Consider the following 24,947-nt stretch of genomic DNA (forward strand, 5'->3'; position numbering starts at 1 on the left):
CCGCAGGCCCTTGATCAGCGGCGGTTGCGCAACTGGTCGATCCAGACGGTGACCAGAATGACGAGGCCGATGATGATCTGTTGTGTGAAGGCGGAGACGCCGTTCATATTGAGACCGTTGCGCAGGATGCCGATGACGAAGGCGCCGATGGCCGTACCGGAAATGGTGCCCACACCGCCGATCAGGGACGTGCCGCCAATGACGGCGCTGGCAATCGCATCCAGCTCATACATCACGCCTTCATTCGGCTGGGCCGTGACGAGGCGTGACATCAGCACGCAGCCCGTCAACCCCGCAAGCGTTCCGGACAGGATGTAGGTAAAGTTGGTAACGCGGGCGACATTCACGCCAGACAGCCGCGCCGCATCCGCGTTGGAACCGACGGCATAGATATGACGGCCGAGGATCGAGCGGTTGAGCATGAAGGAAACCGCAAGCGCAATCACCACCATCAGGATGACGGGGTAGGGGATACCCGGAAACACCACATTCGGAAAGCCGTCATCACCGATATTGACGATGCGGAAAAGCGCGCCATTGCCGAGTTCGCCGAAGGATTCGCCGAGACCGGACACGGCGCGAGCACCGGTGATCTGCAAAGCTACGCCGCGGGCAATCAGCATCATGCCGAGTGTGGCGATGAAAGGCGGCAGCTTGAAGCGCGTCACAAGCAGGCCGTTGATGAAGCCGCAGAGAGACCCCGTCAGGATACCGAGAAACATGCCGACCGGCACCGGCATGCCAAGTTCTTTCACCGCAAGTGCGGCAACGACGCCGGCAAGCGCAAGCACCGAACCGACGGAAAGATCGATACCGCCGGTGATGATGACGCAGGTTGCACCGATACCGAGCAGCGCGATGGACGTAACCTGCAATGCGATCGTCATGCCATTATTGACGGTGAAGAAAGCGCTGCTGGTTGCGGAAAAAACCGCGACAAGCGCAACGAGGCTGCCAAGCGCCGCAAATTTCTGGATGATGTCCTTCTGGCGGTCGCTGAAAGCGAAGCTCTTCTTGGGTTCTGCAATATTGGCCATGTCGTTCCTCACTGCGCGGCCCGGCCGTAACCGGACGCATACCGCATGATTTCTTCCTGATTGGTCTTGGCGGTCTCAAGCACGCCCGTGATCCGGCCCTGATGGAAAACGGCGATGCGATCCGTCAGCCCGAGAATTTCCGGCAGCTCCGAACTGATGAGAACAACGCCGATGCCCTTCGCAGCCAGTTCGTCCATGATCTTGTAGATCGCGAATTTCGCGCCGACATCGATGCCGCGCGTCGGCTCATCGAAGAACAGCACACGCGACTGCCGGAACAGCCATTTGCCGATGATGATTTTCTGCTGATTGCCACCTGATAGCAGCCGCACCGTCTGCTGGATGGAAGGTGTGCGAATATTCAGGAGATCGACGTAACGTCTGGCGACATCGTCGTGTTTCTTGAAATCAATCAGCCCGAAACGGTTGGAAACTTCGCCGATATTGGCAAGAGTGGTATTTGCGGCAACGGACATCTTGATGGCCAGACCATCGCTCTTTCTGTCTTCCGACAGATAGGCAATACCTTCCCTGATGGCGTCCTGCGGTGAGCGGATGGAAAGCTCGCGGCTCTCAAAGATGATTTTTCCGCTATCGAGGGCATCGGCTCCGAAGATTGCACGCGCCACCTCGGTGCGTCCGGCCCCCATCAGCCCGGCAAAGCCGAGAATTTCGCCACGCCGCAGCGAGAAAGAGACATCCTGAAACACGCCCGCGCGCGTCAGTCCCTCGGCAGAGAAAATAATGTCTTCCGTCGGCTTCGATGTGCGCTCCGGAAACTTGTCTTCCAGCGAGCGCCCGACCATGCGCGTGACGATATCGTCGACGGTGATCGACGCAAAATCGTCGGTAGAGATATAACGACCGTCGCGCAGGACCGTCACGCGATCAACGATCTCGGCCATTTCATCGAGACGATGAGAAATATAGACGATGCCGACACCGGATGCCTTGAGATCACGAATGACCTTGAACAGCAGCCGTGTTTCCTGCTCGGTCAGCGAGGAGGTCGGCTCGTCCATGATGAGCACTTCAGCATCAAGAGAAAGCGCCTTGGCTATCTCCACCATCTGACATTGGGCGACCGAGAGGCCACGCACGATCTGGTCAGGGTCAATATCGACTCCCAGCCTGTCGAGACAGCGTTTCGCATCAAGGCGCAGCTTTTTACGATCCACGAGAAAACCACGCCGCGGCTCGCGGGCGAGATAGATGTTTTCGGCGACGGAGAGGTGCGGAACGAGATTGAGTTCCTGATGAATGATGGCAATGCCCGCCGCTTCGGACTCCAGCGGCGATGCGTATTGCACCTTCACGCCCTTGTGCAGGATCGTGCCGTCGCTCGGCTGGTAGACGCCGCTGATGATTTTCATCAGTGTCGATTTTCCAGCGCCATTCTCGCCGCACACAGCGTGCACTTCGCCGCTGCGCAGATCGAAATGCACATTCGACAGCGCCTTTACGCCCGGAAATTCCTTGCTGATGTTTTCAAGACGCAGGAGGGCCGAACGCTCCGCGCCCGTCTCCTCAGGCGAAAAATCGCCCTGAATTGTCGATGCGCCCTGCGACATCTGGAAACCTCCCACCCGTGCTCCCCACTCCCCGGGGTGCCTTGAACAGGCCAAATGGTTAGGCCGGTTTTTTAGAATGGTCAAGCCAATTAGGCCAAAATTTGAAACGGGGTTTTAATGGAAATGGAATATCAACCTATAGAAAACAGATTTAATGATGTAAATTCTTATATTTAAGTAATTTCTTGCGTATTGATACGCTTGGCGTTACGGTAAGGCCAAATAGAGATTGAAGACAGGGCTCATCGAAAAACACATGAATGGTCAGGCCAAAATAGCGGAACCACGCCGGCTCTATCAGCAGATAGCGGACCAGATCCGTGAACTCATCGATCTCGGTGAATTTTTGCCTGGAACACGACTTCCGGCCGAACGGGAACTGGCGCAGAAACTCGGCGTATCGAGACCTTCGTTGCGAGAAGCGCTGATTGCGCTTGAAATCGACAACACTGTCGAAATTCGCATGGGTTCCGGTGTCTATGTCTCGACGGAGGCTCTCCAGACAACCCATCACACCAAATCGCTGGGCGACAGCCCCTCTGAGTTGATGCAAGCACGCGCTGCGCTGGAAGGCGCAACCATCGTGCTGGCGGCAAGCCGCATGACCGACGAGACGATCGCAAACCTTCGCCAGATCCTGAATACCATGCAGAAGGAAATCGAGGCGGGACGCAAACCCCTGGATCAGGATCGGCTGTTTCACGTCACCATTGCCGAACAATCCGGTAACAGCGTCCTCACACGGCTGGTTGCAAGCCTTTTCGACGAACGACACAGCCCCATTTCAGCCCAGTTGCGGGTCAAATTCGAGGATCGGGATACCTGGACCCATGCGCTTCAGGAGCACGAAGCCATTCTGGCAGCTCTGGAGCTCAAAGATCCGCTATTGGCGCAGGCCGCCATTCATACCCATCTGGAAGGCTCCAAACGGCGCTGGGTCGAAAGCTGAGTTAAAAACATAGCAGGCAATATACCGGGAGGAGGAAAACCCGTGAGTGAGAATTCCGAGGCAACCATTTTGCTGAACGCCAACGACAATGTTGCGGTGGCGCGCCGGTCCATTCCGGCCGGTGGTGCGACGGGCAGGGGCGATCTGACGGCTCGCGAGCTAATCGGACGAGGGCATAAAGTGGCCCTGAAATACATTAAATCCGGGGACGAGGTGCTGAAATATGGGCAGGTGATCGGTATCGCCACGCAGGATATCGAACCGGGCCGGCACGTGCATCTGCACAATCTCGCAATGGTGCCTTCCGAACACGCACATCAGTTCAGTGTCGATATCGAAGAAAAGGGCATGGTGCCGGAAACCGAGCGTCGCACCTTCATGGGTTATGATCGCGGTCTCGGCGGCGTGGGCACACGCAACTATATCGGCGTCATCGCATCGGTGAACTGTTCCGCCACGGTGTCGCGTTATATCGCCGACTACTTCAACAAGCAGGGCGGACTTGACGGTTTCGACAATGTCGATGGTGTCGTCGCGCTGACGCATGGCGGCGGCTGCGCGCTGAATACCAAATCGGAAGGTTATCGCCTTCTGATCCGCACCATTCAGGGTTATGCCCGCCATCCCAATTTCGGCGGCATTCTGCTGATCGGCCTCGGCTGCGAAACAAACCAGATCGCCCCCATCCTCGAACATTACAAGATGGAAGAGGGCGAGCGGCTGCGCACCATGACGATCCAGCAGCACGGCGGCACGCGCAAGACAATCGATGCGGCAATTGCCGAGATCAAGGCCATGCTGCCGATGGTCAATGCAGCCCGCCGCTCCGAACAACCGCTTTCAAAGCTGAAAGTGGCGCTGGAATGCGGCGGTTCGGATGGTTATTCCGGCATCTCCGCCAACCCGGCCCTGGGTTATGCATCTGACCTCATCGTCCGCAATGGCGGCACGACTGTTCTTTCTGAAACACCTGAGATTTACGGCGCCGAGCACCTGCTGACAAAACGTGCCATCACCCCGGCGGTTGCCGAAAAGCTGTTGCAGCGTATCGACTGGTGGCGGGATTATACCGCCCGCAATGGCGACGAGCTAAACAACAACCCCTCCCATGGCAACAAGCTCGGTGGCTTGACCACCATTCTGGAGAAATCACTGGGTGCAGTCGCCAAAGGCGGCTCGATGCCGCTGAAGGCGGTCTATGAATTCGCCGAAACCGTCACGGAGCAGGGTTTCGTTTTCATGGATACGCCCGGCTACGATCCCGTTGCCGTCACCGGCCAGGTCGCCGGCGGCTGCAACGTCATCTGTTTCACCACCGGCCGAGGCTCGGTCTCGGGTTTCAAGCCATCGCCCTGCATCAAGATTGCCACCAATTCCGAAATGTATGAACACATGAAGGAAGACATGGATATCAACTGCGGTGAGATCGTTACCGGCGCGGAAACCATCGAAGAATCCGGCAAACGAATTTTCGAGCATATTCTAGCCGTGGCTTCCGGCGACAAAACCGTCAGCGAAATTTACGACTACGGCGACAACGAATTCGTGCCGTGGCAGGTCGGCGCGGTGACCTGAACGAAAAATCGAAACTGTCCCACGTGAAACAAAAGGCCCGGAAAGCGATTTCCGGGCCTCAACTTTTGCTGACTATAGATCCGTAACTTAATGGCGGAAGTGGCGCATGCCGGTGAACACCATCGTCACATTATGCTCATTTGCAGCGTCGATCACTTCCTGGTCGCGCATGGAGCCGCCCGGCTGGATGACCGCTGTGGCGCCAGCGGCAATCGCAGCAAGCAAACCATCGGCGAAGGGGTAAAAGGCTTCCGAAGCAACCGCAGACCCGCGCGTCAGCGGCTCAGTAAGGCCAAGCGCCTTGGCCGCATCTTCCGCCTTCTGGGCGGCGATACGGGCGGAATCCACCCGGCTCATCTGGCCTGCGCCGATGCCTGCGGTCTGCCCATCCTTAGCATAGATCACCGCGTTTGATTTCACATGCTTGGCGATCTTGAAGGCAAACTTCATGTCTTCAAGCTCCTGCGCCGTCGGCGCACGCTTGGTGACAACCTTGAGGTCGAGATCTTCGACCATGCCATTGTCACGGCTTTGCACCAGCAGGCCGCCGGAAACGGTCTTTGCGGTGATGCCGGCTGCGCGTGGGTCCGGCAGACCGCCAGCAGTCAGCAGGCGCAGGTTTGGCTTGCGGGCGATGATGGACTTGGCTTCTTCGGTGACATCAGGTGCGATGATGACCTCGGTGAAGAGCTTGACGATCTCTTCCGCCGTTTCTGCATCCAGCGTTTGGTTCAAGGCAATGACGCCACCAAAGGCAGAGACGGAATCGCAGGCCAGTGCCCGCCTGTAAGCTTCGGCAAGCGTCGGACCGGTCGCAACGCCACAGGGGTTGGCATGCTTGATGATGGCGACTGCCGGCGCATTTGCAGGCAGGAATTCCGCTACCAGCTCGTAAGCCGCATCCGTATCGTTGATATTATTGTAGGAAAGCTGCTTGCCCTGAAGCAGCGTTGCGGTTGCGACGCCGGGACGCTTTTCGCCGGTCAGGTAAAAACCGGCGCTCTGATGCGGGTTTTCGCCATAACGCATCTTTTCCTTCAGCGTTCCGCCGATGGCACGGTAATCCGGCGTCTCAATCGAAAGCGCTTCAGCAAACCAGTTGGAAATCACTGCGTCATAGGCGGCCGTGCGGGCATAGGCCTTGGCGGCAAAGCGCTGGCGCAGCGCATAGGAAGTCTGGCCATCATCCGCCTGCAGGGCTTCGACAAGCGCGGGATAGTCGGACGGATCGGTAACGACGGTGACATAAGCATGGTTCTTGGCGGAAGCGCGGATCATCGCCGGGCCGCCAATATCGATGTTTTCCACCGTCGTCGGATAATCGCCGCCCTTGGCCCGAACTTCCTCGAAGGGATAAAGATTGATCACCGAGAGATCGATCGGCTCAATGCCATGCGCCTTCATCGCCTCGACATGTTCGGCATCATCCCGGATCGCCAGAAGCCCGCCATGCACATTCGGGTGAAGAGTCTTGACGCGACCGTCCATGATCTCGGGAAAATTGGTCACCTCAGAAACATCCGTCACCGCCAGTCCCGCATCGGCAATGGCCTTCGCCGTTCCACCAGTCGAAAGCAGCCGGACGCCAAGCTTGGAGAGGACTGTCGCCAGCTCGATAATGTCAGTCTTGTCGGACACGGAAAGAAGCGCCGTGCGAATTTTGACTTTATCGGGAGCGGGGATTTTTTTGGACACGACGGCCATCGGGCATACTCCGTTTAACGGGGAGGACAGGCTGAAATGGAATTGATCCAGCAATTGCCGCCGCGTTAACACAGCTTACCGGATTAATAAACAGCACGGATGACGGAGGGTGAAATCTATCGGCAGTTTTCGTGCTAAATCGCCCCGATTGCGGGACGAGATACGGCTCAGGCCTTGCGTTCGATGATCCAGCGGATTTCCCGCGTATTGGCGAGATTGAAGGGCAACTCGATCTGTTGCGAAGGCCGCATGCCGGACGCATCAGCCATGAACACATCTTCCGTCACGAAAACCTCCAGCCCAGGCGCCGAAAACAGCCAGGTGGTTCCATCCGCCGCTTCCAGATAAACCGACTCCTCATCCCGCTGGTGCAACTGAATATGAGGATGGATATGGAAACGCGAAACCGCTGAGATCAGCTGTGACTGTGTCTTCGTCGTATTCTCGTCGGCTCTGAGCAGGTCACGGCCTTTGATTTTCGTGCCGGCCGCATTTAACTCGATTTCCCGCTCATGATAGCAGCCAAAGTTCTGCAGATAGCCATCATGCGACGCCCGCAGGACGTCGTTGCCGTTTCCATCAGTTCCACGCTCGCTATCCACCTGGCTGACGCCGGAAATCATGATCGGGCCAAGCAATCTCGAGCGCGACAGCCTGCAAGACGACGTGTCTGCAAGCGTGACGGTGGAATGGGCGGCAGTTGACCGGCTGGCTCGCTGATATTCCGGAGCTGCGTTTTTCGGAAAGCCCGAATTGACGATGAACCGGTTCTTGCCGCAGGACATTTCAAAAGACAGGCAACCCGAATGGGCACTACGGGAAAGCTCCGCCGAACCGGGATACCCCGTGTCGACGATGATGACGGTCTCATCTGTCGCAAGCCGATGGTAATTGACATCCGGCAACATTTTCGAAGGCCGACCGGCGGTTTCGTCATAACGCAGCACGGAGACAAGCTCATTGGCAAGTGTCGCCGTCGCGCCGTTGAACAGCGCCAGATCACCGCCCTGGTGCCGGAAAAACCGGATGGCCGGAAACATCCGGTCTATCGCCGGCACCAGCCCGGAGGGCAGATCGTGACCCAGATTGATATAACTTTGCCGAAGCGGCAGAAGATCGAGCAGCAGATCCAGCATGGCCCGTGGGTTACGGGACACGTGCCCACCATCGGGCAAGATCTGGCGCTCCATCTCCTGAGCCAGCTTCATTCCATGCCGGGTGATGCGAGAAAGGCGTGTAGGCATGGCGATGGAGGCCATGGCAAGCGCAATCCTGATCCGCAGCCGTGTCTCGCCATCCGGCGCATGTTTGACGATCCTGTCCAGATAACGCACATGAAAGGCGAGACTTTTGAGGAAACGGCGATAAAAGCCGGCATCGGCCTCGAATAAAACGACGGGCGAATGGGACAGCCAGGCGATCAGCCGCTGGGCCGCGATCTCCGGAGACCAGCCTGTCCCGGTAACACGCCTGCCGTTCAGGGCAATCCATTCGGCAACAATGCGACGCGCCCGCTTGCAAGCCTCACTCGACCTGTCGGAGCGGATATGCCGCAACCACCCGAAGGCGTGTAGCCGCTCCTCAAAAACAAGCGAGGGATAATCCACCTGAAAGGGCGAAAGGCCGCCGGTTTCCACGACGCGACCGGCAAGCGCAATTCGCCCGCGAAGCAATTCCTCGGCAAAATAAGGATCGATAGCCCGCAAATCCGTCGGTGCCGCTACCAGACCATCTGGAACACGGTTGGCAAACCGCGAGACATGCAGACGCAAAGGTGTGAGGCCGACACACAGATGACGATACGCCATCCGTGAAAGAAGACCGGCCGCATTCATGCTGCCTGCAAAGGACCCTAACAAGCTGTGTTTCCCGCTTCACATGTTTTGTTTTTATCAGTGAACCGCGATGACCGGAACATTATCGATAAATATCAATGATTCGCGAAAGCTTCGCTTTTTTCTACTTCTTAAGCAAGACACTGCTAAAAAACCCGTCGACACCGCCGAACATATCCGGCGTCGTTCGCAGATCACCCTCTGAGCTGACAGCCGATTCCATTCCCGGCCAGTCTTCCTTGCGAACGGGAATACGCTCCACATCTGGATTTTCCGCCAGAACCTGCGCAATCATCTCTTCGCCTTCCGAAGGATCAAGCGAGCAGTTGGAGAATACAACGATACCGCCAGAACCCACCAATGTCAGTGCATGCCGCAACATCTGGCCCTGAAGAGCCGCAAGTTTGGCAATGTCCGTTTCATCCTTGGTCCAGCAGACATCGGGATGTTTGCGCAGCGTGCCGGTTGATGAACAGGGCGCATCGAGCAGAACAGCGTCAAACAGTTGCTCCGGCTGGTACTTCAACATGTTCACCTCCACCGTTTCGGCATGGAGGCCAAGCCGGTCGAGATTTTCCCTGAGCCGTCGCAAACGATTGCCGGACTGATCCAGCGCCGTCACTTTAGCGCCCGCCAGCGCCAGCTGGGCCGTTTTACCGCCAGGGGCGGCACAAAGATCGGCAACACGTTTGCCGGAGATATCGCCCAGCAGCCGCACCGGCATGCTGGCGGCAAGATCCTGCACCCACCAGGCGCCCTCGGTAAAACCTTCAAGCGAGGGAATCTGGCCTTCGAAATCTCCAAGGCGCACGCTGCCATTCGGCAAAACGGTGCCGCCCAGCTTTTCCGCCCACAGGGTCGGATCGGTCTTGACTGTAAGATCAATGGAGGACGGCGTCAGCTGTGCTTCGGAAATCCGTTGCGCCACGTCATCGCCATAAGCGGAAACAAGCCGCGCATAGAACCAGTCCGGCAACACCGGCACGTCGGCAATGGCCTGCTCGATTTCCGTTTTCTCCCGGCCAAGCCGCCTGAGAACCGCATTGACCAGCTTCACGAAACGCTTGTTGCGGGGGTCGCGATGGGCCTGCTCCACCGCCAGATCGACGGCGGAATGATCGGGGACATCGAGATAAAGCATCTGCGCCGCGCCGACGACAAGTACATGGTGCAGCGATCGCGCACCCTGTGGCAGCGGCCCGTCAAGCAGCATCGACAATGCCGTCTCAAGGCGGGGAAGGTGGCGAAGCGCACTGTTGACGATGGCTCTCACCAGCGCCCTGTCCGCAATGGAAAGCGCCCGATAGACGGGATTGCCATTTTCGCTATCCAGCATGCCATCAAGCGAGGTCTTCTTTTCCAGAACGGCAGCGAGAATTCGGGTCGCGGCGATGCGCGCAGCAAGGCCTGGCTTATCCTCGAACGACGAAGGGCCGTCTTCGCGGCCCCTGCCTTGTCCCGGTCTCGCTTGTCCAGATCTCGTTTTTTTGGACCGGGCCGGCTTATTCTGAATATCGGATGTCAAGACCACGGTCCCTTGCGCTCGTTTTCGTTGCTTCGTCCCGTATTGGGAACGGAGCCTGATTTGCGCAGAGGTCTACCACCCGATGGCGACGGCGTCGATGCTCGCGGGGAAAACTCCTGTGCCATGGCATGCAGCGCTGCCACGCGGTTTTCCGTATTCGGATGCGTGGAGAAGAGATTGTCCATGCGCTCACCGGAAAGGGGATTGATGATGAACATGTGCGCTGTTGCCGGGTTGCGCTCAGCATCGTCATTGTGAATTTGCTGCGCCATACCGGAGATTTTCTGCAACGCCGAGGCAAGCCACAGCGGGTTCCCACAGATTTCCGCACCGCGGCGGTCGGCGGAATATTCCCGCGTACGGCTGATTGCCATCTGCACCAGCATCGCGGCGAGCGGCGCAACGATCATCGCAACCAGCACACCGATAAAGCCGAACGGATTATTGTTATTTTCGCGGTTGCCGCCAAAGAAGAAAGCGAAATTACCGAGCATGGAGATAGCACCCGCCAGCGTGGCCGTGATCGTCATGGTCAACGTGTCGCGGTTCTGCACATGCGCCAACTCATGCGCCATAACGCCGGCCACTTCTTCCGGGGTAAGACGCTCCAGCAGACCCGTGGAGGCCGCCACTGCGGCATTCTGCGGGTTCCGTCCTGTCGCAAAGGCGTTGGGCTGGGCGCTGTCGTAAATATAGACCTTCGGCATCGGCAGGTCGGCATTGTGCGAGAGATCGCGGATCATGTGGAAAAATTCGGGTGCATTGGCCTCGTCAATCTCCCGCGCGCGATAGGCGGAGAGGACCATTTTATCCGAATTCCAATAGGAGAAGAGGTTCATACCCGCAGCAATGAGAAGGGCAATCATCATGCCGCCCTTGCCGCCGATCAGAAAACCGACACCCATGAACAATGCCGTCATGAAGGCCAGAAGCATTGCCGTGCGCATCATGTTCATCCGTTAAAATCTCCTTGTCGTTCATCGGAAACCATTGTGGGGTTTCTAAACCCCACCTGATTATATAATCTGGTAAACGCCAAACATATTTCAATATCCCGTCATAGGGAGGATTTCTCATGCAAGATGCGGATAATGACAACGGCGCGGAAACGCCGAGACGGCTATCTCCGGCAGCTGAGCGTGCCCTGAAAGAAGCCGAAGAGAGACGCCGGCAACAGGCAGACCTTCAATTGCCGCCGGAAACGGGCGGCCGCGGCGGTGCCGAACCCGTTCGTTTCGGCGACTATGAGATAAAAGGCCGTGCAATCGACTTTTGAGCCGCGCCAAAACGAAAATACCCGCCTTAAGCGGGTATTTATCAACAAAAACAGATAGTTGACTATTTTTGTTCCAGAAGCCGGCAGATCGCTTCCAGCTGTTCAAGCGTCCGATATCCAATGCGGATTTGCCCCGAACCACCCTTGTGGCTGATCTTCACATCAAGCCCCAGGGCGTCCGACAGGCTGCGCTCCAACGCAACCGTATCAGAATCCTTCTCAGCCGTCGGCCGCTTTTCTGTCACGTCACCCTGTGACTTGATATCGTTCTGTGCCAGACGCTCAGCATCACGCACCGACAATCCCTTGGAGACGATCGTCCGCGCCAGATTTGCCGGATCAGACGTGGAAACAAGCGCCCGCGCGTGACCTGCGGATAAGGAACCGTCTGCAAGCATGTCCCGTACCGGATCGGGAAGTTTCAGAAGCCGAAGGCTGTTTGCAACATGGCTACGGCTCTTGCCAATAATCTCGCCGAGATCATTCTGGGTATAGCCGTGTTCGGCAATCAGCTGTTCATAACCCATCGCCTCTTCAAGCGGGTTCAGGTCTGAACGTTGAACGTTCTCAACAATGGCCAGCTCCAGTGCCGTGCGGTCGTCCACATCTCGAACGATGACAGGCACATCGGTAAAACCAGCCAGCTGCGCCGCACGCCAGCGTCTTTCACCGGCAATAATCTCGTAACGGTTGGCTGCAACCGTCCGTACGACCACAGGCTGCACAATTCCATGCTGGCGAATGGATGCGGCTAAATCCTGCAATTCATTCTCATCGAAATGACGTCTTGGGTTTCTCTGGCTGCGAGCGATGAATTCAATCGGAATGGTGCGGTCAGCATTGACGGTGCGCTGCGGCTCGCCCACCGGCATTGGCTGATCCATTTCGCCGATCAATGCAGCAAGACCGCGTCCGAGTCGACGCTTGGAAAGATCATCACTCATAAGATATTACTCCATACATTCCGGCGGACGTCAGGCGGCTTTGCGCAGCCGCTCTCTCTGGATCACTTCCGATGCCAACTGCAAATAAGCCTGGCTACCGGCGCATTTCAGATCATAAAGAATTGCCGGTTTACCATAGGACGGCGCTTCTGACACGCGAACATTACGCGGAATAAGCGTGTGGTAAACCTTTTCTCCCAAATGAGTACGCACATCCGTAACAACCTGTTGCGCAAGATTGTTCCGCGCATCAAACATCGTCAGAACAATACCCTGTATATCAAGCTGCGGATTAACCGAGCTGCGGATCTGGCTGACAGTATCCAGCAACTGGCTAAGACCTTCCAGAGCAAAAAACTCACACTGCAGCGGCACCAGCACAGAGTGGGCGGCCGTCATGGCGTTCATGGTCAGAAGATTGAAAGAAGGCGGGCAATCGACAAGAATATAGGAATAATCTCTTGCCTCTTGCGTTTCCATGGCCGCGCGCAACAGAAAGACCCGGTTGGAAACATTGGCAACCTGCATCTCGAAACCGAGCAAATCCATGGTCGACGGCACAATATCGAGATTTGGAACTGCCGTCGGAACGGCGACTTCGCCGATGGTGTGATCGCCCACCAGAAGATCATAAGAAGAAAGCTTACGCTCCTTTCGGTCAATCCCCAGCCCCGTGCTGGCATTTCCCTGCGGATCCAGATCAACGATCAGTACGCGCTCACCAATAGCAGCCAGCGCCGTTGCCAGATTAATGGCGGTCGTTGTTTTTCCAACGCCACCTTTCTGGTTTGCGACTGCGATAATCCGGTTTTTTTCAAAAGTCATGCCGCACCTGGCCAGCTTGTCAGCGTCTCAAAGTGAGGTTGCTGATTTCAAGAACAACAGAATCTGCCTCAATGGCACTCTGATGTTTTACCAGATCAAACTGCCAGCGACCATGCGCTTTCTGCACTTCGGAATCATAATCCCGGCCTTTATTAAAATAGGCCTTGAGATCGGGATTATTCTGCGCCCAGGGATGAATATAGTCGAAAAGCAGATCAAGCTCGGCCAGTGCTCGAGCGGAAACGGCATCGCAGGTTTTGACAATTTCAGGCGCTTTTTCGATCCTTATCGGATGAACGCTGCCTCTTGCGCCGGTTTCCTTTAGGGCGATCCGCAAAAATGCAGCCTTTTTATTATTGCTTTCAACCAGATCTACCCAACCATCGCCGAGTTCCGCGAGAAAAATAGCGGTTATAACGCCCGGGAAACCGCCGCCGCTGCCTAAGTCAGCCCATCTTTGTGCCTTGGGAGACAGCTGGAATATTTGGGCGCTGTCGGCCACATGCCTACTCCAAAGCTCTGTGAGAGTGGAGGGCGCGACCAGGTTGGTGGTTTTATTCCACTTCTTAAAAAGCTCGACAAAGTGTTCGAGCCTCTCATGTGTTTCACGTGAAACACTCTGGCCGTTTATCTTCATAATCCGACTCGCTATTGGTGCATGCGTAATTTTTCGCCTTGCCCAGCAGAACTTTTTCGCAGTAGGGCAAGCAACAGCGATATAGCAGCCGGCGTCATACCGTCAACACGTGCAGCCTGCGCAATGTTCTCGGGACGGGCCTTTTCCAACTTTTGTTTCAGTTCATTGGAAAGACCTGAAAGGCTTTGGAAATCGAAATCATCCGGGATTTTTCTGTCTTCATCCCTTTTGATATCAACAATATCCGCACTCTGCCGCTGCATATAAACCGCATAACTTGCTTCAATTTCCAGAGTTTCCGCAACCTTGCCACGAAGCGACTGCAGCTCCGGCCAATGCTGCGTAAGAACATCCAGTGTTATATCAGGATAAGCGAGCAATTCATAAACGGAACGGCGCTGACCATCCTGATTGAGCTTCAATCCCTGTTTCGCCGCCTGGGAAGGGCTGATGCTAGCTGCCTTCATCAGCTCGCGACCCGATTCCAGATCAGCAATAAATGCCTCAAAGCGCTGTTCGCGCTTGGAACCGATAATCCCGGTTCTTTGGCCAACTGGCGTTAGCCGCAAATCGGCATTATCCACACGCAGGGAAAGCCGATATTCGGCCCTCGATGTAAACATCCGGTAGGGTTCGCTTACGCCCTTCGAGGTCAGATCATCGATCATGACGCCGATATAGGATTCCGTTCGGCTGAAATAGAGCGGATCGGTATTGCTCGCATAAAGAGAAGCGTTCAGTCCCGCAACAAGACCCTGAGCGCCGGCTTCTTCATAACCAGTGGTGCCATTGATCTGCCCCGCCAGGAATAGGCCCGGAATTTTACGGCATTCAAGCGAGGGCTTGAGCTCCCGCGGATCGACATAATCATATTCGATGGCGTAACCGGGCTGGAGAATAGTGACCTGTTCAAGCCCTGGTATCGTACGAATAAACTGTTCCTGCACGGAAGCGGGAAGGGAGGTCGAGATACCATTCGGATAAATAGTATGGTCGTCCAGACCTTCCGGTTCCAGAAATATCTGATGGCCGTCCCGCTCCCCAAAACGGGTGATCTTATCTTCGATGGACGGGCAATAGCGTGGGCCAACGCCCTCAATCTGCCCGGAATACATCGCTGAAAGATGAATATTGTCCTGGATAATCCTATGACCGGCCGGCGTCGTGCGGGTTACGCCACACTCAATCTGCGGGTTGAGAATCCGATCCGTCATGAAGGAAAAAGGCACCGGATCTTCATCCGCCCCCTGTCGATCGACGGCATCCCAGTGAATGGTGCGACCATCGAGCCGGGCAGGCGTGCCGGTTTTCAACCGCCCCATGACCAAGCCAAGACGAGAAAGTGTCTCGGAGAGACCCACGGATGGCTTTTCGCCGACACGACCGGCAGGAATCTTTTCGGAACCAATATGAATCAGGCCACGCAGAAAAGTGCCGCTGGTCAAAACAGCCGCACCACACGGAATCCGGCTACCATTCGCCATAATAACCGCGGAGACACGCCCATCCGCCATCTCGATATCGAAGGCATCGCCCTCGATAATCGTCAGATTTTCAATCGCGTCGATTTCACGCTGCATCGCCTCGCGGTAAAGTCGCCTGTCAGCCTGCGTCCGCGGCCCGCGAACGGCCGGACCCTTTTTACGATTAAGCATACGGAACTGGATGCCGGCAGCATCAGCGACCCTGCCCATCAAGCCGTCAAGCGCATCAATCTCACGAACCAGATGCCCCTTGCCAAGACCGCCAATCGCGGGGTTACAGGACATCACGCCGATAGTCTCGCGCTTATGGGTGATGAGGGCGGTTTTTGCACCATGTCGCGCGGCCGCGGCGGCGGCTTCGCTGCCGGCATGGCCACCGCCGATAATTATGACATCAAATGATTGGTGCATATGCCTGCGCCTTGTCCTAAATCATCCACATAGCCACCGCGGTAGCCAATGTTTCACGTGAATCATTTTCCTATGCAGAATTCCGAGAAGATTACGCCGAGCAAATCTTCCACATCAACACGGCCGGTAATGCGCCCAAGCGATGTCGCCGCAAGCCTTAAATATTCTGACCTTATCGCAAGGTCCATGGCTTCGGATTCCAGCGCATCACTAACATAGTTCAGCGTCTCTTCAAGCCGTTTTTTGTGACGGGCACGAGCTGGAACCAACGTTTGACCGGTACCAACCCGGTTCCTGATCTCCTGGGTGATGACCGCTCGCAGTTCATCCAGCCCATGCCCCTCTTTAGCAGAGATAGAAAGGTCAAAGGCATTTTCTGCGGAATCTGTAGAGAGAGCCGACTTCGTGCGCAGATAGAGGTGACGAGCATTACCAAACGAAATGAAAGATTGTTTCGGAGGCGAATCGTTATCCTGAAGCAGTAAAATGAGATCCGCATTCTCGGCTGTTAATTTCGCTCGCCGCACGCCCTCCCGTTCCACGACATCCTCGGTCTCCCTAATACCTGCGGTGTCGAATATCCGGACAAGATAACCATCCAGATTGATATCGACACTCAGGACGTCCCGCGTTGTGCCCGCTATATCGGTAACGATCGCAACATCACGGCCGCTCAAAGCATTAAGCAGAGTGGATTTACCGGCATTCGGCTCACCCACCAATGCGATCTTAAACCCATCACGGATGATTTCGCCACCATTACCCTGGCGAAGATGATCGGCAATCTCCCCCCGCAACTGCAACATCGCCTCCCACACCTGAGTTGCGACCGAATCCGGTACATCGTCTTCATCGGCGAAGTCCAGTTCCGCTTCGATCAACGCGCGGGCACGCGTTAAGCGACCTGCCCAGCCATCATAAAGCGCAGAGAGTTTACCCGTGCTCTGTTCAACTGCCAGGCGCCGCTGCATCTCGGTTTCCGCCTGCAGCAGGTCGGCTAGGCCTTCGACTTCGAGAAGGTCCATCTTGCCGTTTTCAAAAGCACGGCGGGAAAATTCACCGGCATCAGCAGGGCGAAACCCCTCCAGATTGTCCAGTTCGGCAAAAATTGAAGCGAGCACCGCGCGGCTACCATGGCTGTGTATTTCGACACAGTTTTCACCCGTGAAGGAACTCGGCGCAGGAAAAACGAGGATCAGTGCCTGATCGATAATTTCATCGTTTCGATCCCGAATCGAACTCAGAACGGCCCGCCTTGGTAATGGGGTTTCTCGACCTGTCAGCGTCGTTAGAGCCAGAAATGCTTGGGGACCACTGATCCTGATCACGGCAACGCCCGCCGGCAGAGCACCGCTTGAAAGCGCATAGATCGTATCGGCGGAAGCTGGCATCACTCACCTCGGTTTAAAACAGTCAAGCCGCATCCGAACAAACGGACGCGGCTTCAAGGTTTTCAGATGAATCCGGCTAAACTCCGGATCAGGTATTCATGGATTCGAAGAAATCGGAATTGTTCTTTGTCTGCTTCAGCTTGTCGATCAGGAACTCGATGGCATCCATCGTTCCCATCGGCGCAAGAATACGACGCAGAACAAAAATCTTCTGCAGGTCCTGACGCGGCACCAGCAGGTCTTCCTTACGGGTACCGGACTTGAGAATATCCAGAGCCGGGAAGATACGCTTGTCGGCAACCTTGCGGTCAAGCACGATTTCCGAGTTGCCGGTACCCTTGAACTCTTCGAAGATCACTTCATCCATACGGCTGCCCGTATCGATGAGCGCCGTTGCGATGATCGTCAGCGAACCGCCTTCTTCGATGTTACGCGCAGCGCCGAAGAAGCGCTTTGGGCGCTGCAGGGCGTTGGCGTCCACACCGCCGGTCAGAACCTTGCCGGAAGAGGGAACAACAGTGTTATAGGCGCGGCCGAGACGGGTAATGGAGTCGAGCAGGATCACAACGTCACGGCCATGTTCGACAAGACGCTTCGCCTTTTCGATGACCATTTCAGCGACCTGGACGTGACGGACAGCCGGTTCGTCGAATGTGGAGGAAACAACCTCGCCCTTGACCGAGCGCTGCATGTCAGTGACTTCTTCCGGGCGTTCATCGATAAGGAGAACGATCAGATAACATTCTGGATGGTTCGCCGTGATGGAGTGTGCGATGTTCTGCAGCAGAACCGTTTTACCGGTACGCGGCGGTGCAACGATCAAACCACGCTGGCCCTTGCCGAGCGGTGCGACGAGATCGATCACGCGCGACGACAGATCCTTCGATGTCGGGACATCCAGTTCCATCTTGAAGCGCTCATTCGGGTAGAGCGGCGTCAGATTGTCGAAGTGAACCTTGTGACGGATCTTTTCCGGATCATCGAAATTGATCGTGTTCACCTTCAGAAGCGCGAAATAACGCTCGCCTTCCTTGGGGCCACGGATCGGTCCCTCAACAGTGTCACCGGTCTTCAAAGAGAAACGGCGGATTTGCGAGGGGGAAATATAAATATCGTCCGGACCGGGCAAGTAGTTTGCGTTTGCGGATCGCAGGAACCCGAAACCATCCTGCAGGACTTCAACGACACCTTCGCCGATGATTTCGATGTCCTGGCTCGCGAGAACCTTGAGGATTGCGAACATAAGCTCCTGCTTGCGCATGGTGCTCGCATTTTCAACTTCCAGGGATTCGGCAAAAGTCAGCAAGTCGGTAGGCGATTTGCTCTTAAGTTCCTGAAGCTTCATTTCAGCCATGAAGGGAAGACCGTCTAATAATGTAATGTCGGGGGAGGGCGTGTTCGCGAATCAGATGCTGTGGGAAATGCCGCAGATGACTGAGTAATTCACATGCCACGAAGATGAGTGGCCTGAAAATAGCGACTGAATACGGCCGCTGCAAGAGGAAAGCACGAATTCCGCGAAATTTATCGTGAAAGCCCTTTAACCAAACGGTTTCACAACCACAAGTATGACAATGAGGATCATCAGCACGGTTGGAACCTCGTTCATCAACCGCCAGTGACGGGCAGGTCGGGTGTTTTCATCCCTCGCGAAACGTCTGGCGCTGCGGGTGAAATAAACGTGAGTGGCTGTTAGAAGCACGACCAGCCCGATTTTCGCGTGTAACCAGCCGCCGGAAAAACCATAAACCGACCATCCCAGATAAAGCCCCAATATCCAGCTTATCATCATCGCCGGGTTCATGATCACCTTGATCAAGCGCTGCTCCATCACCTTGAAGGTTTCGGATTGCTGCGAACCGGCGGGCGCGTCGGTGTGATAGATGAAGAGCCGCGGCAGATAAAAAATCGCCGCCATCCAGGAAATGACCGCGATGATATGCAGCGCCTTGAGCCAGAGATAGAGATCGGCTGGATCGGCGTAAAACAACAGCGCAACAAAAACCGCAAAGACACCGAGTGCGATACCAGCCCGCAGGGCTGCCCTGTTTCCGGAGCGGGCGGAGGTCTGTTTCTCCTCGCTCATACCGCGGCTCCGCCAGCACGCACCCGCTGCACCAGTCTTGCAACGTTTTCCGGGTCGGCCTGCGGCGTGATGCCATGGCCGAGATTGAAAATCAGTGGGCCCTGTCCGAGCGCCTGCAGCACCGCATCGATGCCATCCTGCAACGCCCTGCCGCCCGCCACCATCAGCATCGGGTCCAGATTGCCCTGCACAGGGCCTTCCTTCTGCAAGTCCCGGGCGAAGGTCAACGGCACAGACCAGTCGAGCCCGATGGCATCTGCGCCCGTTTTACGGCGATAATCCTTGAGAAGATAACCGGCACCCTTGGCGAAAGCGATGATCTTTGCTGAGGGCCGGCGAGCACGCACCAATGCGATAATACGGGCAACCGGCTTTACCGCATATTCCTCGAATTCCTTTTCACCGAGCACGCCGGCCCAGGAATCGAAAATCTGCACCGCATCAGCACCGGCATCGATCTGCGCCACCAGATAATCGGCGGAAACATCGGCAAGAAAAGCCAGCAGCTTTTCCATGGCTGCGGGTTCCTGATACCCGAACAGCCGCGCTGGCGCCTGATCCGGTGTCCCATGGCCGGCGATCATATAGGTCGCAACTGTCCAGGGCGCGCCGCAGAAGCCAAGAAGCGTCGTTTCATCCGGCAACGTCTTGCGCAGACGCGAAACGGTTTCGAAAACGGGCGCAAGATGCGCCATCACATCCGTCGAATCCAGCTTCTCGATGCCGCGTACATCGATCGGATCCATGGCCGGACCCTTTCCTTCGCTGAAGGATACATTGCGATGAAGCGCATCCGGTATCACCAGAATATCGGAAAAGAGAATGGCGGCATCAAGCCCGAACCGGCGAATGGGCTGAAGGGTCACTTCAGTTGCCAGCTCGGGATTATAACAGAGATCAAGGAAACTTCCCGCGCTCTTTCGCGTTTCCCTGTACTCCGGAAGATAGCGTCCCGCCTGACGCATCAGCCATATGGGTGGCGGTGTGACCGTCTGCCCGTTCAACACCATCATTACCTTGCGTTCGCTCATGGCACCCAACTTCTAAAAAATAAAATCAAAGAGATTTAAAAGATTTTCTATTTCTTAGAGTCTGTGGGTAGCAAGGATTAAAATCATTCCAGTCGAAATGCCGCAGCCGCAGGGTTTGATGAGCACCAACGGATATTGCTCGGCGCAGCATCACAAGCTAATTGGGAAAACAGATATTTTCAAAATAATTTCAGTACTTTAGATTTCCAACTGAAATCATCCCATCTGTGGATAATCTGGGGAAAAGTTTGAACAGTTTTACATTCTTCCAGTAATTCACAGGCACGCCGGGCAGGATTGCAGCCACTTGCGGATTGTGGAAAAACACCACCTTATTCACGTCGCGGCTCGGCCCTCAGGACAATTTTGAAGTTTGTCCCGGTTTATCAACAGCGGGAGAAAAACAGCGTGGAGAACAAAAAAAGTTTCTTCCATCTGCACCTGATTTCGGACTCAACGGGAGAGACTCTCATGTCGGCGGGTCGCGCCGTCTCGGCCCAGTTCCATGCCTCAATGCCGGTGGAACATGTTTATCCAATGATCAGGAACCAGAAACAGCTCGGCCAGGTCGTGGATCTTATCGACAAGGAACCGGGCATTGTTCTTTATACCATCGTCGACCAGCAGCTGGCCGAGTTTCTGGATCTGCGCTGCCATGCGATCGGCGTCCCCTGCGTTAATGTCCTTGAACCGATCATCGGCATTTTCCAGACTTATCTCGGTGCGCCATCGCGACGACGGGTGGGGGCGCAGCATGCGTTGAATGCCGATTATTTTGCGCGGATCGAAGCGCTCAATTTCGCCATGGATCATGATGACGGGCAAATGCCTGAAACCTATGACGAGGCCGATATCATCATCATCGGCATCAGCCGCACGTCAAAAACCCCAACCAGCATCTATCTCGCCAACCGGGGAATAAAGACCGCGAATATTCCGGTCGTTCCCAATGTACCCCTGCCCGATAGCCTCTATGCAGCCACCCGTCCGCTGATCGTTGGTCTTGTCGCGACGTCAGACCGCATATCGCAGGTGCGCGAGAACCGCGAACTCGGTGTGACGGGCGGATTTGACAGTGGCCGCTACACGGATCGCGCCACCATCATGGAAGAGCTGAAATATGCCCGTGCGCTCTGCGCCCGCAACAACTGGCCGCTGATCGATGTCACACGCCGTTCCATTGAGGAAACGGCCGCTGCCATCCTTGCCCTTCGCCAAAGGACACGATAATCCGAATCTCACCATTCGGAGCAGACAGTCGATGAAACAAGAGTTGATCCTCGCCTCGTCCAGTGCATCCCGCCAAATGCTGATGCGCAATGCGGGGCTGACATTTTCTGCAATACCCGCGGATATTGATGAGCGTGCGCTCGATGAGCAGCTGGAACGAGACGGCGCGAACCCGGAAGAGGTCGCGCTGGAACTGGCAAAGGCAAAGGCCCTTGCAGTCGGCAGGCTGCACCCGGCGACGCTGGTTCTTGGATGTGACCAGACCATGGCGCTCGGGACCCGTGTCTATCATAAGCCGAAAACCATGGCGGAGGCCGAAGCCCATCTGCTGTCATTATCAGGTAAGGTTCACCGGCTGAACAGTGCCGCCGTTCTCGTTCATGGCGGTGAGGTGATATGGCAGACGGTCTCCAGCGCGGAACTTGCCGTGCGGATTTTGACCGCCGAATTTGTCTCCCGTCATTTGCAGCGGGTGGGTCACAGAGCCCTGACCAGCGTCGGCGCCTACCAGCTCGAAGGGGAGGGAATCCAGCTATTCACCTCCATCGAGGGGGATTATTTCACGATTCTTGGCCTACCGCTTTTGCCACTTTTATCGAAACTGCGCGACATGGATGTCATCGATGGCTGATTCACGTGAAACATTAACCATAAACGCCTTCGTCGCGGGTTACCCGATCAAGCATTCGCGCTCACCGATCATCCATTCCTACTGGCTAAAGAAATTCGGCATTGCCGGGTCCTATAGGGCTGTGGAAGTTTCTCCGGACGATTTTCCGAATTTCATTGCCACACTTAAGGAAGCCAAACCGGGTACGGCGGTTGGAGGCAACGTCACCATTCCGCACAAGGAAGCCGCTTATAACTTAGCCGACAGCCCCGATGCTCTGGCAGAAGAACTGGGTGCCGCCAACACCATCTGGGTGGAAGAAGGTAAGCTCCACGCCACCAATACGGATGGTTATGGTTTCGTCGCCAATCTCGATGAGCGCCATCCCGGCTGGGACAAGACCGACCGTGCGGTGGTTTTGGGAGCCGGCGGTGCGAGCCGGGCGGTCATTCAGTCCCTGCGCAATCGGGGCATTGCCGAAATCCACGTCCTGAATCGCACAGTTGAGCGCGCGCGGGAACTGGCCGACCGTTTTGGCCCCCGGGTTTTTTCGCACCCGCAGGCGGCACTTCATGAAGTCATGCGGGGTGCCGGGCTTTTCGTGAATACCACATCGCTCGGCATGGACGGCACCGAAGCGCCTGAATTCGATTTTTCGCCACTCGCCACCAACGCTGTCGCGACTGATATCGTCTATGTACCGTTGAAAACACCAATTCTGAAGATGGCGGAAGCGCAGGGCATAACAACGGTGGATGGGCTCGGCATGCTGCTTCACCAGGCAAAACCCGGCTTCCAGCGATGGTTCGGTGAAATGCCGCAAGTCGATGAAACTCTCCGCTCCCTGATCATTGCGGACATGGAGAAACATTGATGATCGTCATCGGTCTCACCGGCTCGATAGGAATGGGGAAAACGACGACGGCGAAGCTGTTTGCCGAAGAAGGCGTTCCGGTTCTGGATTCGGACGAGGTCGTACACGCGCTTTATCGTGGACAAGCGGTTCCGCTGATTGAAGCGGCCTTTCCCGGTACCAGCATTTCCGGCGCTGTGGATCGGCAGAAACTCGCTGAAGTTCTGCGCGGGAATCCGGCTAATTTCAGTAGGCTCGAGGCGATTGTCCACCCGCTGGTCCGTGAAAGCCAGGAAGCTTTTCTGGCGGAGGCGAGGGAAGTTGGTCGCCAGTTCGCCCTTCTCGATATTCCACTGCTGTTTGAAACCGGGGCGGAGAAGCGTGTCGATAAGGTAGTGGTGGTGAGCTGCGCGCCGGACATTCAACGGCAGCGTGTTTTATCCCGGCCCGGCATGACGCAAGAGAAATTTGAAATGATCTTGGCCCGGCAGATGCCAGACGCCGAAAAACGCCAGCGCGCCGATTTCGTCATCGATAGCGGAAATGGTGTCGAAGCGGCACGGGATCAGGTAAGAGGAATATTGCAGAGATTGGCCAAGACGGGTCACGGAGAGAATAATGCGTGAGATCATTTTCGATACGGAAACCACGGGCCTTGAATCGAAACTGGATCGTGTGATTGAAATCGGCGGCATTGAGCTGATCAACCATTTTCCGACCGGCCGGACGCTGCATCTTTATATCAGCCCGGAAGACCGCAAGGTTCATCCGGACGCGCTTGCGGTTCACGGCATCACCGATGACTTCTTGAAAGACAAGCCGAAATTCGCCGAAGTCGTCGATCAGATCCGCGATTTTTTCGAGGGTGCCCGCTGGGTGGCGCATAATGCGACATTCGATATGGGTTTCATCAATGCGGAATTTGCCCGTCTCGGCATTGAGCCAGTTGCAGCCGATCTGGTGACGGACACGCTTTCGCTCGCCCGTCGCAAGAACCCGATGGGACCGAATTCCCTGGATGCGCTTTGCCGGCGTTACGGTATCGACAATTCCCATCGCACAAAGCACGGCGCGCTTCTCGACTCCGAATTGCTTGCAGAAGTTTATATCGAAATGATCGGCGGGCGTCAGACGGCCCTCGGTTTCGGTTCCGCCGCCAAGCAGGAAGCAGTCATCATTGAGGACGATGTGCCACTCGAGCCGCTACAGAGGCCGAGGGCATTGGCGTCGCGGCTGGATACGGAGACGGTTGCAGCCCATGGCAAGCTCGTTCTCGGCATGGGCGACAAGGCGATCTGGAACCGTTATCAGAATTGAAGATCTGCTCAGACCCAAAAAACAGCGAATGCCGAAAAAGAAAAATGAAGGCAAAGAAAAACCCGGGCGAAGAACCCGGGTTTGTTTTTTTGAAGACTGTTGAAGGCTTCAGTTCGGTACGGCCTGAACCTTGGCTCTGGCCTGCTCTTCGGCAACGCGCTGGGCGAACATCTGAGCGAAATCGATCGGGTCGATCATCAGCGGCGGGAAACCACCGTTGCGGGTAACGTCCGCAATGATCTGACGGGCGAAGGGGAACAGCAGGCGGGGGCATTCAATGAACAGCACCGGCAGCATGTGCTCCTGCGGGAAACCGGCAATGCGGAACACGCCGCCATAAACCAGCTCGGCCGCGAACAGGACCTTGTCACCATCCTTGGCTTCCGCATTCAGCGACAAAACAACATCGAAATCCGAACCGGAGATCGGGTTTGCGTTGACATTGACGTTGATGTTGATCGCCGGCGCATTGTCACGAGCCTGAAGCGAACGAGGTGCGCCCGGATTTTCAAAGGAAAGATCCTTGATGTACTGGGTAAGAATGTTGAGGGAAGGACTAACTGCGCCCTGTGCACCATTTTCAGCGGTCATTACGTTTCCTCGCGGCGTGAATTCGTGGATGGCGGTCTATCATTTCGACCGGAGCCTTACAACCC

23 protein-coding genes are annotated in these 24,947 nt (G+C 55.9%); 8 read left to right on the forward strand and 15 right to left on the reverse strand.

Going from position 1 to position 24,947, the window contains the following annotated elements; translation table 11 throughout:
• Positions 1 to 14: 14 nt before the first annotated feature.
• Together M0412_RS18605 and M0412_RS18610 are read right to left on the reverse strand one after the other, a co-directional pair.
• A complete protein-coding gene (locus M0412_RS18605; RefSeq protein WP_142842148.1) occupies positions 15 to 1,037 on the reverse strand; it encodes an ABC transporter permease in 1,023 nt (340 codons plus the stop codon).
• Positions 1,038 to 1,045: 8 nt separating this feature from the next.
• Positions 1,046 to 2,608, reverse strand: coding sequence for a sugar ABC transporter ATP-binding protein (locus tag M0412_RS18610; protein ID WP_269700831.1), 1,563 nt, complete (start codon positions 2,606 to 2,608; stop codon positions 1,046 to 1,048).
• A 256-nt stretch (positions 2,609 to 2,864) separates the two neighbouring features.
• On the opposite strand from M0412_RS18610, the gene M0412_RS18615 reads away from it, so the two are divergent.
• Positions 2,865 to 3,557, forward strand: a complete 693-nt coding sequence (locus M0412_RS18615; RefSeq protein ID WP_269700830.1) for a FadR/GntR family transcriptional regulator — start codon at positions 2,865 to 2,867, stop codon at positions 3,555 to 3,557.
• Positions 3,558 to 3,599: 42 nt separating this feature from the next.
• Complete coding sequence (locus M0412_RS18620; protein ID WP_269700828.1) at positions 3,600 to 5,132, forward strand: UxaA family hydrolase; 1,533 nt, start codon at positions 3,600 to 3,602, stop codon at positions 5,130 to 5,132.
• Positions 5,133 to 5,219: 87 nt separating this feature from the next.
• Here the strand turns inward: M0412_RS18620 and purH are convergent, their stop codons facing one another.
• The 4 genes from purH to htpX form a co-directional block, all read right to left on the reverse strand.
• Positions 5,220 to 6,836: a bifunctional phosphoribosylaminoimidazolecarboxamide formyltransferase/IMP cyclohydrolase gene (gene purH / locus M0412_RS18625; protein WP_269700826.1), complete on the reverse strand. Its 1,617-nt coding sequence runs from the start codon at positions 6,834 to 6,836 to the stop codon at positions 5,220 to 5,222.
• A gap of 167 nt (positions 6,837 to 7,003) precedes the next feature.
• Positions 7,004 to 8,671, reverse strand: coding sequence for a heparinase II/III family protein (locus tag M0412_RS18630; RefSeq protein ID WP_269701358.1), 1,668 nt, complete (start codon positions 8,669 to 8,671; stop codon positions 7,004 to 7,006).
• Positions 8,672 to 8,795: 124 nt separating this feature from the next.
• Positions 8,796 to 10,196: an RsmB/NOP family class I SAM-dependent RNA methyltransferase gene (locus M0412_RS18635; protein WP_269700824.1), complete on the reverse strand. Its 1,401-nt coding sequence runs from the start codon at positions 10,194 to 10,196 to the stop codon at positions 8,796 to 8,798.
• The gene (gene htpX / locus M0412_RS18640) at positions 10,193 to 11,152 is read right to left on the reverse strand and encodes a zinc metalloprotease HtpX (RefSeq protein WP_142842142.1); all 960 of its coding nucleotides are present in this window, start codon (positions 11,150 to 11,152) and stop codon (positions 10,193 to 10,195) included. The genes M0412_RS18635 and htpX overlap by 4 nt, the downstream gene beginning before the upstream one ends.
• A 119-nt stretch (positions 11,153 to 11,271) precedes the next feature.
• Here htpX and M0412_RS18645 point away from each other — a divergent pair, with 119 nt between their 5' ends.
• Complete coding sequence (locus tag M0412_RS18645; protein WP_142842141.1) at positions 11,272 to 11,472, forward strand: DUF1674 domain-containing protein; 201 nt, start codon at positions 11,272 to 11,274, stop codon at positions 11,470 to 11,472.
• A gap of 62 nt (positions 11,473 to 11,534) precedes the next feature.
• Here the strand turns inward: M0412_RS18645 and M0412_RS18650 are convergent, their stop codons facing one another.
• The 8 genes from M0412_RS18650 to hemE form a co-directional block, all read right to left on the reverse strand.
• On the reverse strand, positions 11,535 to 12,416 hold the full coding sequence (locus M0412_RS18650) for a ParB/RepB/Spo0J family partition protein (RefSeq protein ID WP_142842140.1): 882 nt from the start codon (positions 12,414 to 12,416) through the stop codon (positions 11,535 to 11,537).
• Between the two features lie 30 nt (positions 12,417 to 12,446).
• Entirely contained in the window at positions 12,447 to 13,241 is a 795-nt protein-coding gene (locus M0412_RS18655; protein WP_269700820.1) for a ParA family protein, read from the reverse strand.
• Between the two features lie 19 nt (positions 13,242 to 13,260).
• Positions 13,261 to 13,878 carry a 16S rRNA (guanine(527)-N(7))-methyltransferase RsmG gene (gene rsmG, locus M0412_RS18660; protein WP_269700818.1) on the reverse strand — a complete coding sequence of 206 codons (618 nt, stop codon included), beginning with the start codon at positions 13,876 to 13,878 and terminating at the stop codon, positions 13,261 to 13,263.
• A gap of 11 nt (positions 13,879 to 13,889) precedes the next feature.
• Positions 13,890 to 15,773: a tRNA uridine-5-carboxymethylaminomethyl(34) synthesis enzyme MnmG gene (gene mnmG / locus M0412_RS18665; RefSeq protein ID WP_269700815.1), complete on the reverse strand. Its 1,884-nt coding sequence runs from the start codon at positions 15,771 to 15,773 to the stop codon at positions 13,890 to 13,892.
• Between the two features lie 62 nt (positions 15,774 to 15,835).
• Positions 15,836 to 17,164, reverse strand: a complete 1,329-nt coding sequence (gene mnmE, locus M0412_RS18670; RefSeq protein WP_269700813.1) for a tRNA uridine-5-carboxymethylaminomethyl(34) synthesis GTPase MnmE — start codon at positions 17,162 to 17,164, stop codon at positions 15,836 to 15,838.
• An 88-nt stretch (positions 17,165 to 17,252) separates the two neighbouring features.
• Entirely contained in the window at positions 17,253 to 18,518 is a 1,266-nt protein-coding gene (gene rho / locus M0412_RS18675; protein ID WP_004444236.1) for a transcription termination factor Rho, read from the reverse strand.
• A 186-nt stretch (positions 18,519 to 18,704) separates the two neighbouring features.
• Positions 18,705 to 19,250, reverse strand: coding sequence for a protoporphyrinogen oxidase HemJ (hemJ, locus tag M0412_RS18680; RefSeq protein WP_269700799.1), 546 nt, complete (start codon positions 19,248 to 19,250; stop codon positions 18,705 to 18,707).
• Positions 19,247 to 20,281, reverse strand: a complete 1,035-nt coding sequence (gene hemE, locus M0412_RS18685) for a uroporphyrinogen decarboxylase (protein ID WP_269700797.1) — start codon at positions 20,279 to 20,281, stop codon at positions 19,247 to 19,249. The genes hemJ and hemE overlap by 4 nt, the downstream gene beginning before the upstream one ends.
• A 408-nt stretch (positions 20,282 to 20,689) precedes the next feature.
• Between hemE and M0412_RS18690 the strand changes: the two genes are divergently transcribed.
• The 5 genes from M0412_RS18690 to dnaQ are packed head-to-tail and all read left to right on the forward strand — an operon-like array spanning position 20,690 to position 24,291.
• Complete coding sequence (locus tag M0412_RS18690) at positions 20,690 to 21,511, forward strand: pyruvate, water dikinase regulatory protein (protein ID WP_269700795.1); 822 nt, start codon at positions 20,690 to 20,692, stop codon at positions 21,509 to 21,511.
• A 31-nt stretch (positions 21,512 to 21,542) separates the two neighbouring features.
• Positions 21,543 to 22,142 (forward strand): Maf-like protein, encoded by a 600-nt coding sequence (locus M0412_RS18695; protein ID WP_269700793.1) that lies wholly within the window; start codon positions 21,543 to 21,545, stop codon positions 22,140 to 22,142.
• Positions 22,135 to 22,995, forward strand: coding sequence for a shikimate dehydrogenase (locus M0412_RS18700; protein ID WP_269700791.1), 861 nt, complete (start codon positions 22,135 to 22,137; stop codon positions 22,993 to 22,995). The genes M0412_RS18695 and M0412_RS18700 overlap by 8 nt, the downstream gene beginning before the upstream one ends.
• Positions 22,995 to 23,600 carry a dephospho-CoA kinase gene (gene coaE / locus M0412_RS18705; protein WP_269700789.1) on the forward strand — a complete coding sequence of 202 codons (606 nt, stop codon included), beginning with the start codon at positions 22,995 to 22,997 and terminating at the stop codon, positions 23,598 to 23,600. Before M0412_RS18700 ends, coaE begins: the two co-directional genes overlap by 1 nt.
• Positions 23,593 to 24,291: a DNA polymerase III subunit epsilon gene (gene dnaQ / locus M0412_RS18710; protein ID WP_142842130.1), complete on the forward strand. Its 699-nt coding sequence runs from the start codon at positions 23,593 to 23,595 to the stop codon at positions 24,289 to 24,291. Before coaE ends, dnaQ begins: the two co-directional genes overlap by 8 nt.
• A 108-nt stretch (positions 24,292 to 24,399) precedes the next feature.
• Here dnaQ and secB read toward each other — a convergent pair whose 3' ends face one another.
• A complete protein-coding gene (gene secB / locus M0412_RS18715) occupies positions 24,400 to 24,882 on the reverse strand; it encodes a protein-export chaperone SecB (RefSeq protein ID WP_046799707.1) in 483 nt (160 codons plus the stop codon).
• Between the last annotated feature and the right edge of the window lie 65 nt (positions 24,883 to 24,947).

This window comes from Agrobacterium sp. O3.4, from assembly GCF_041414895.1.
GTDB classification, from domain to species: domain Bacteria; phylum Pseudomonadota; class Alphaproteobacteria; order Rhizobiales; family Rhizobiaceae; genus Agrobacterium; species Agrobacterium cucumeris.

Excerpts from the sequence above, each read along its gene's own strand:
- M0412_RS18605 (WP_142842148.1), bottom strand. The coding sequence starts at position 1,037 with ATGGCCAATATTGCAGAACCCAAGAAGAGCTTCGCTTTCAGCGACCGC.
- M0412_RS18610 (WP_269700831.1), bottom strand. The coding sequence starts at position 2,608 with ATGTCGCAGGGCGCATCGACAATTCAGGGCGATTTTTCGCCTGAGGAG.
- M0412_RS18615 (WP_269700830.1), top strand. The coding sequence starts at position 2,865 with ATGAATGGTCAGGCCAAAATAGCGGAACCACGCCGGCTCTATCAGCAG.
- purH (WP_269700826.1), bottom strand. The coding sequence starts at position 6,836 with ATGGCCGTCGTGTCCAAAAAAATCCCCGCTCCCGATAAAGTCAAAATT.
- M0412_RS18630 (WP_269701358.1), bottom strand. The coding sequence starts at position 8,671 with ATGAATGCGGCCGGTCTTCTTTCACGGATGGCGTATCGTCATCTGTGT.
- htpX (WP_142842142.1), bottom strand. The coding sequence starts at position 11,152 with ATGAACATGATGCGCACGGCAATGCTTCTGGCCTTCATGACGGCATTG.
- M0412_RS18645 (WP_142842141.1), top strand. The coding sequence starts at position 11,272 with ATGCAAGATGCGGATAATGACAACGGCGCGGAAACGCCGAGACGGCTA.
- M0412_RS18650 (WP_142842140.1), bottom strand. The coding sequence starts at position 12,416 with ATGAGTGATGATCTTTCCAAGCGTCGACTCGGACGCGGTCTTGCTGCA.
- M0412_RS18655 (WP_269700820.1), bottom strand. The coding sequence starts at position 13,241 with ATGACTTTTGAAAAAAACCGGATTATCGCAGTCGCAAACCAGAAAGGT.
- rsmG (WP_269700818.1), bottom strand. The coding sequence starts at position 13,878 with ATGAAGATAAACGGCCAGAGTGTTTCACGTGAAACACATGAGAGGCTC.
- mnmG (WP_269700815.1), bottom strand. The coding sequence starts at position 15,773 with ATGCACCAATCATTTGATGTCATAATTATCGGCGGTGGCCATGCCGGC.
- mnmE (WP_269700813.1), bottom strand. The coding sequence starts at position 17,164 with ATGCCAGCTTCCGCCGATACGATCTATGCGCTTTCAAGCGGTGCTCTG.
- rho (WP_004444236.1), bottom strand. The coding sequence starts at position 18,518 with ATGGCTGAAATGAAGCTTCAGGAACTTAAGAGCAAATCGCCTACCGAC.
- hemJ (WP_269700799.1), bottom strand. The coding sequence starts at position 19,250 with ATGAGCGAGGAGAAACAGACCTCCGCCCGCTCCGGAAACAGGGCAGCC.
- hemE (WP_269700797.1), bottom strand. The coding sequence starts at position 20,281 with ATGAGCGAACGCAAGGTAATGATGGTGTTGAACGGGCAGACGGTCACA.
- M0412_RS18695 (WP_269700793.1), top strand. The coding sequence starts at position 21,543 with ATGAAACAAGAGTTGATCCTCGCCTCGTCCAGTGCATCCCGCCAAATG.
- M0412_RS18700 (WP_269700791.1), top strand. The coding sequence starts at position 22,135 with ATGGCTGATTCACGTGAAACATTAACCATAAACGCCTTCGTCGCGGGT.
- coaE (WP_269700789.1), top strand. The coding sequence starts at position 22,995 with ATGATCGTCATCGGTCTCACCGGCTCGATAGGAATGGGGAAAACGACG.
- dnaQ (WP_142842130.1), top strand. The coding sequence starts at position 23,593 with ATGCGTGAGATCATTTTCGATACGGAAACCACGGGCCTTGAATCGAAA.
- secB (WP_046799707.1), bottom strand. The coding sequence starts at position 24,882 with ATGACCGCTGAAAATGGTGCACAGGGCGCAGTTAGTCCTTCCCTCAAC.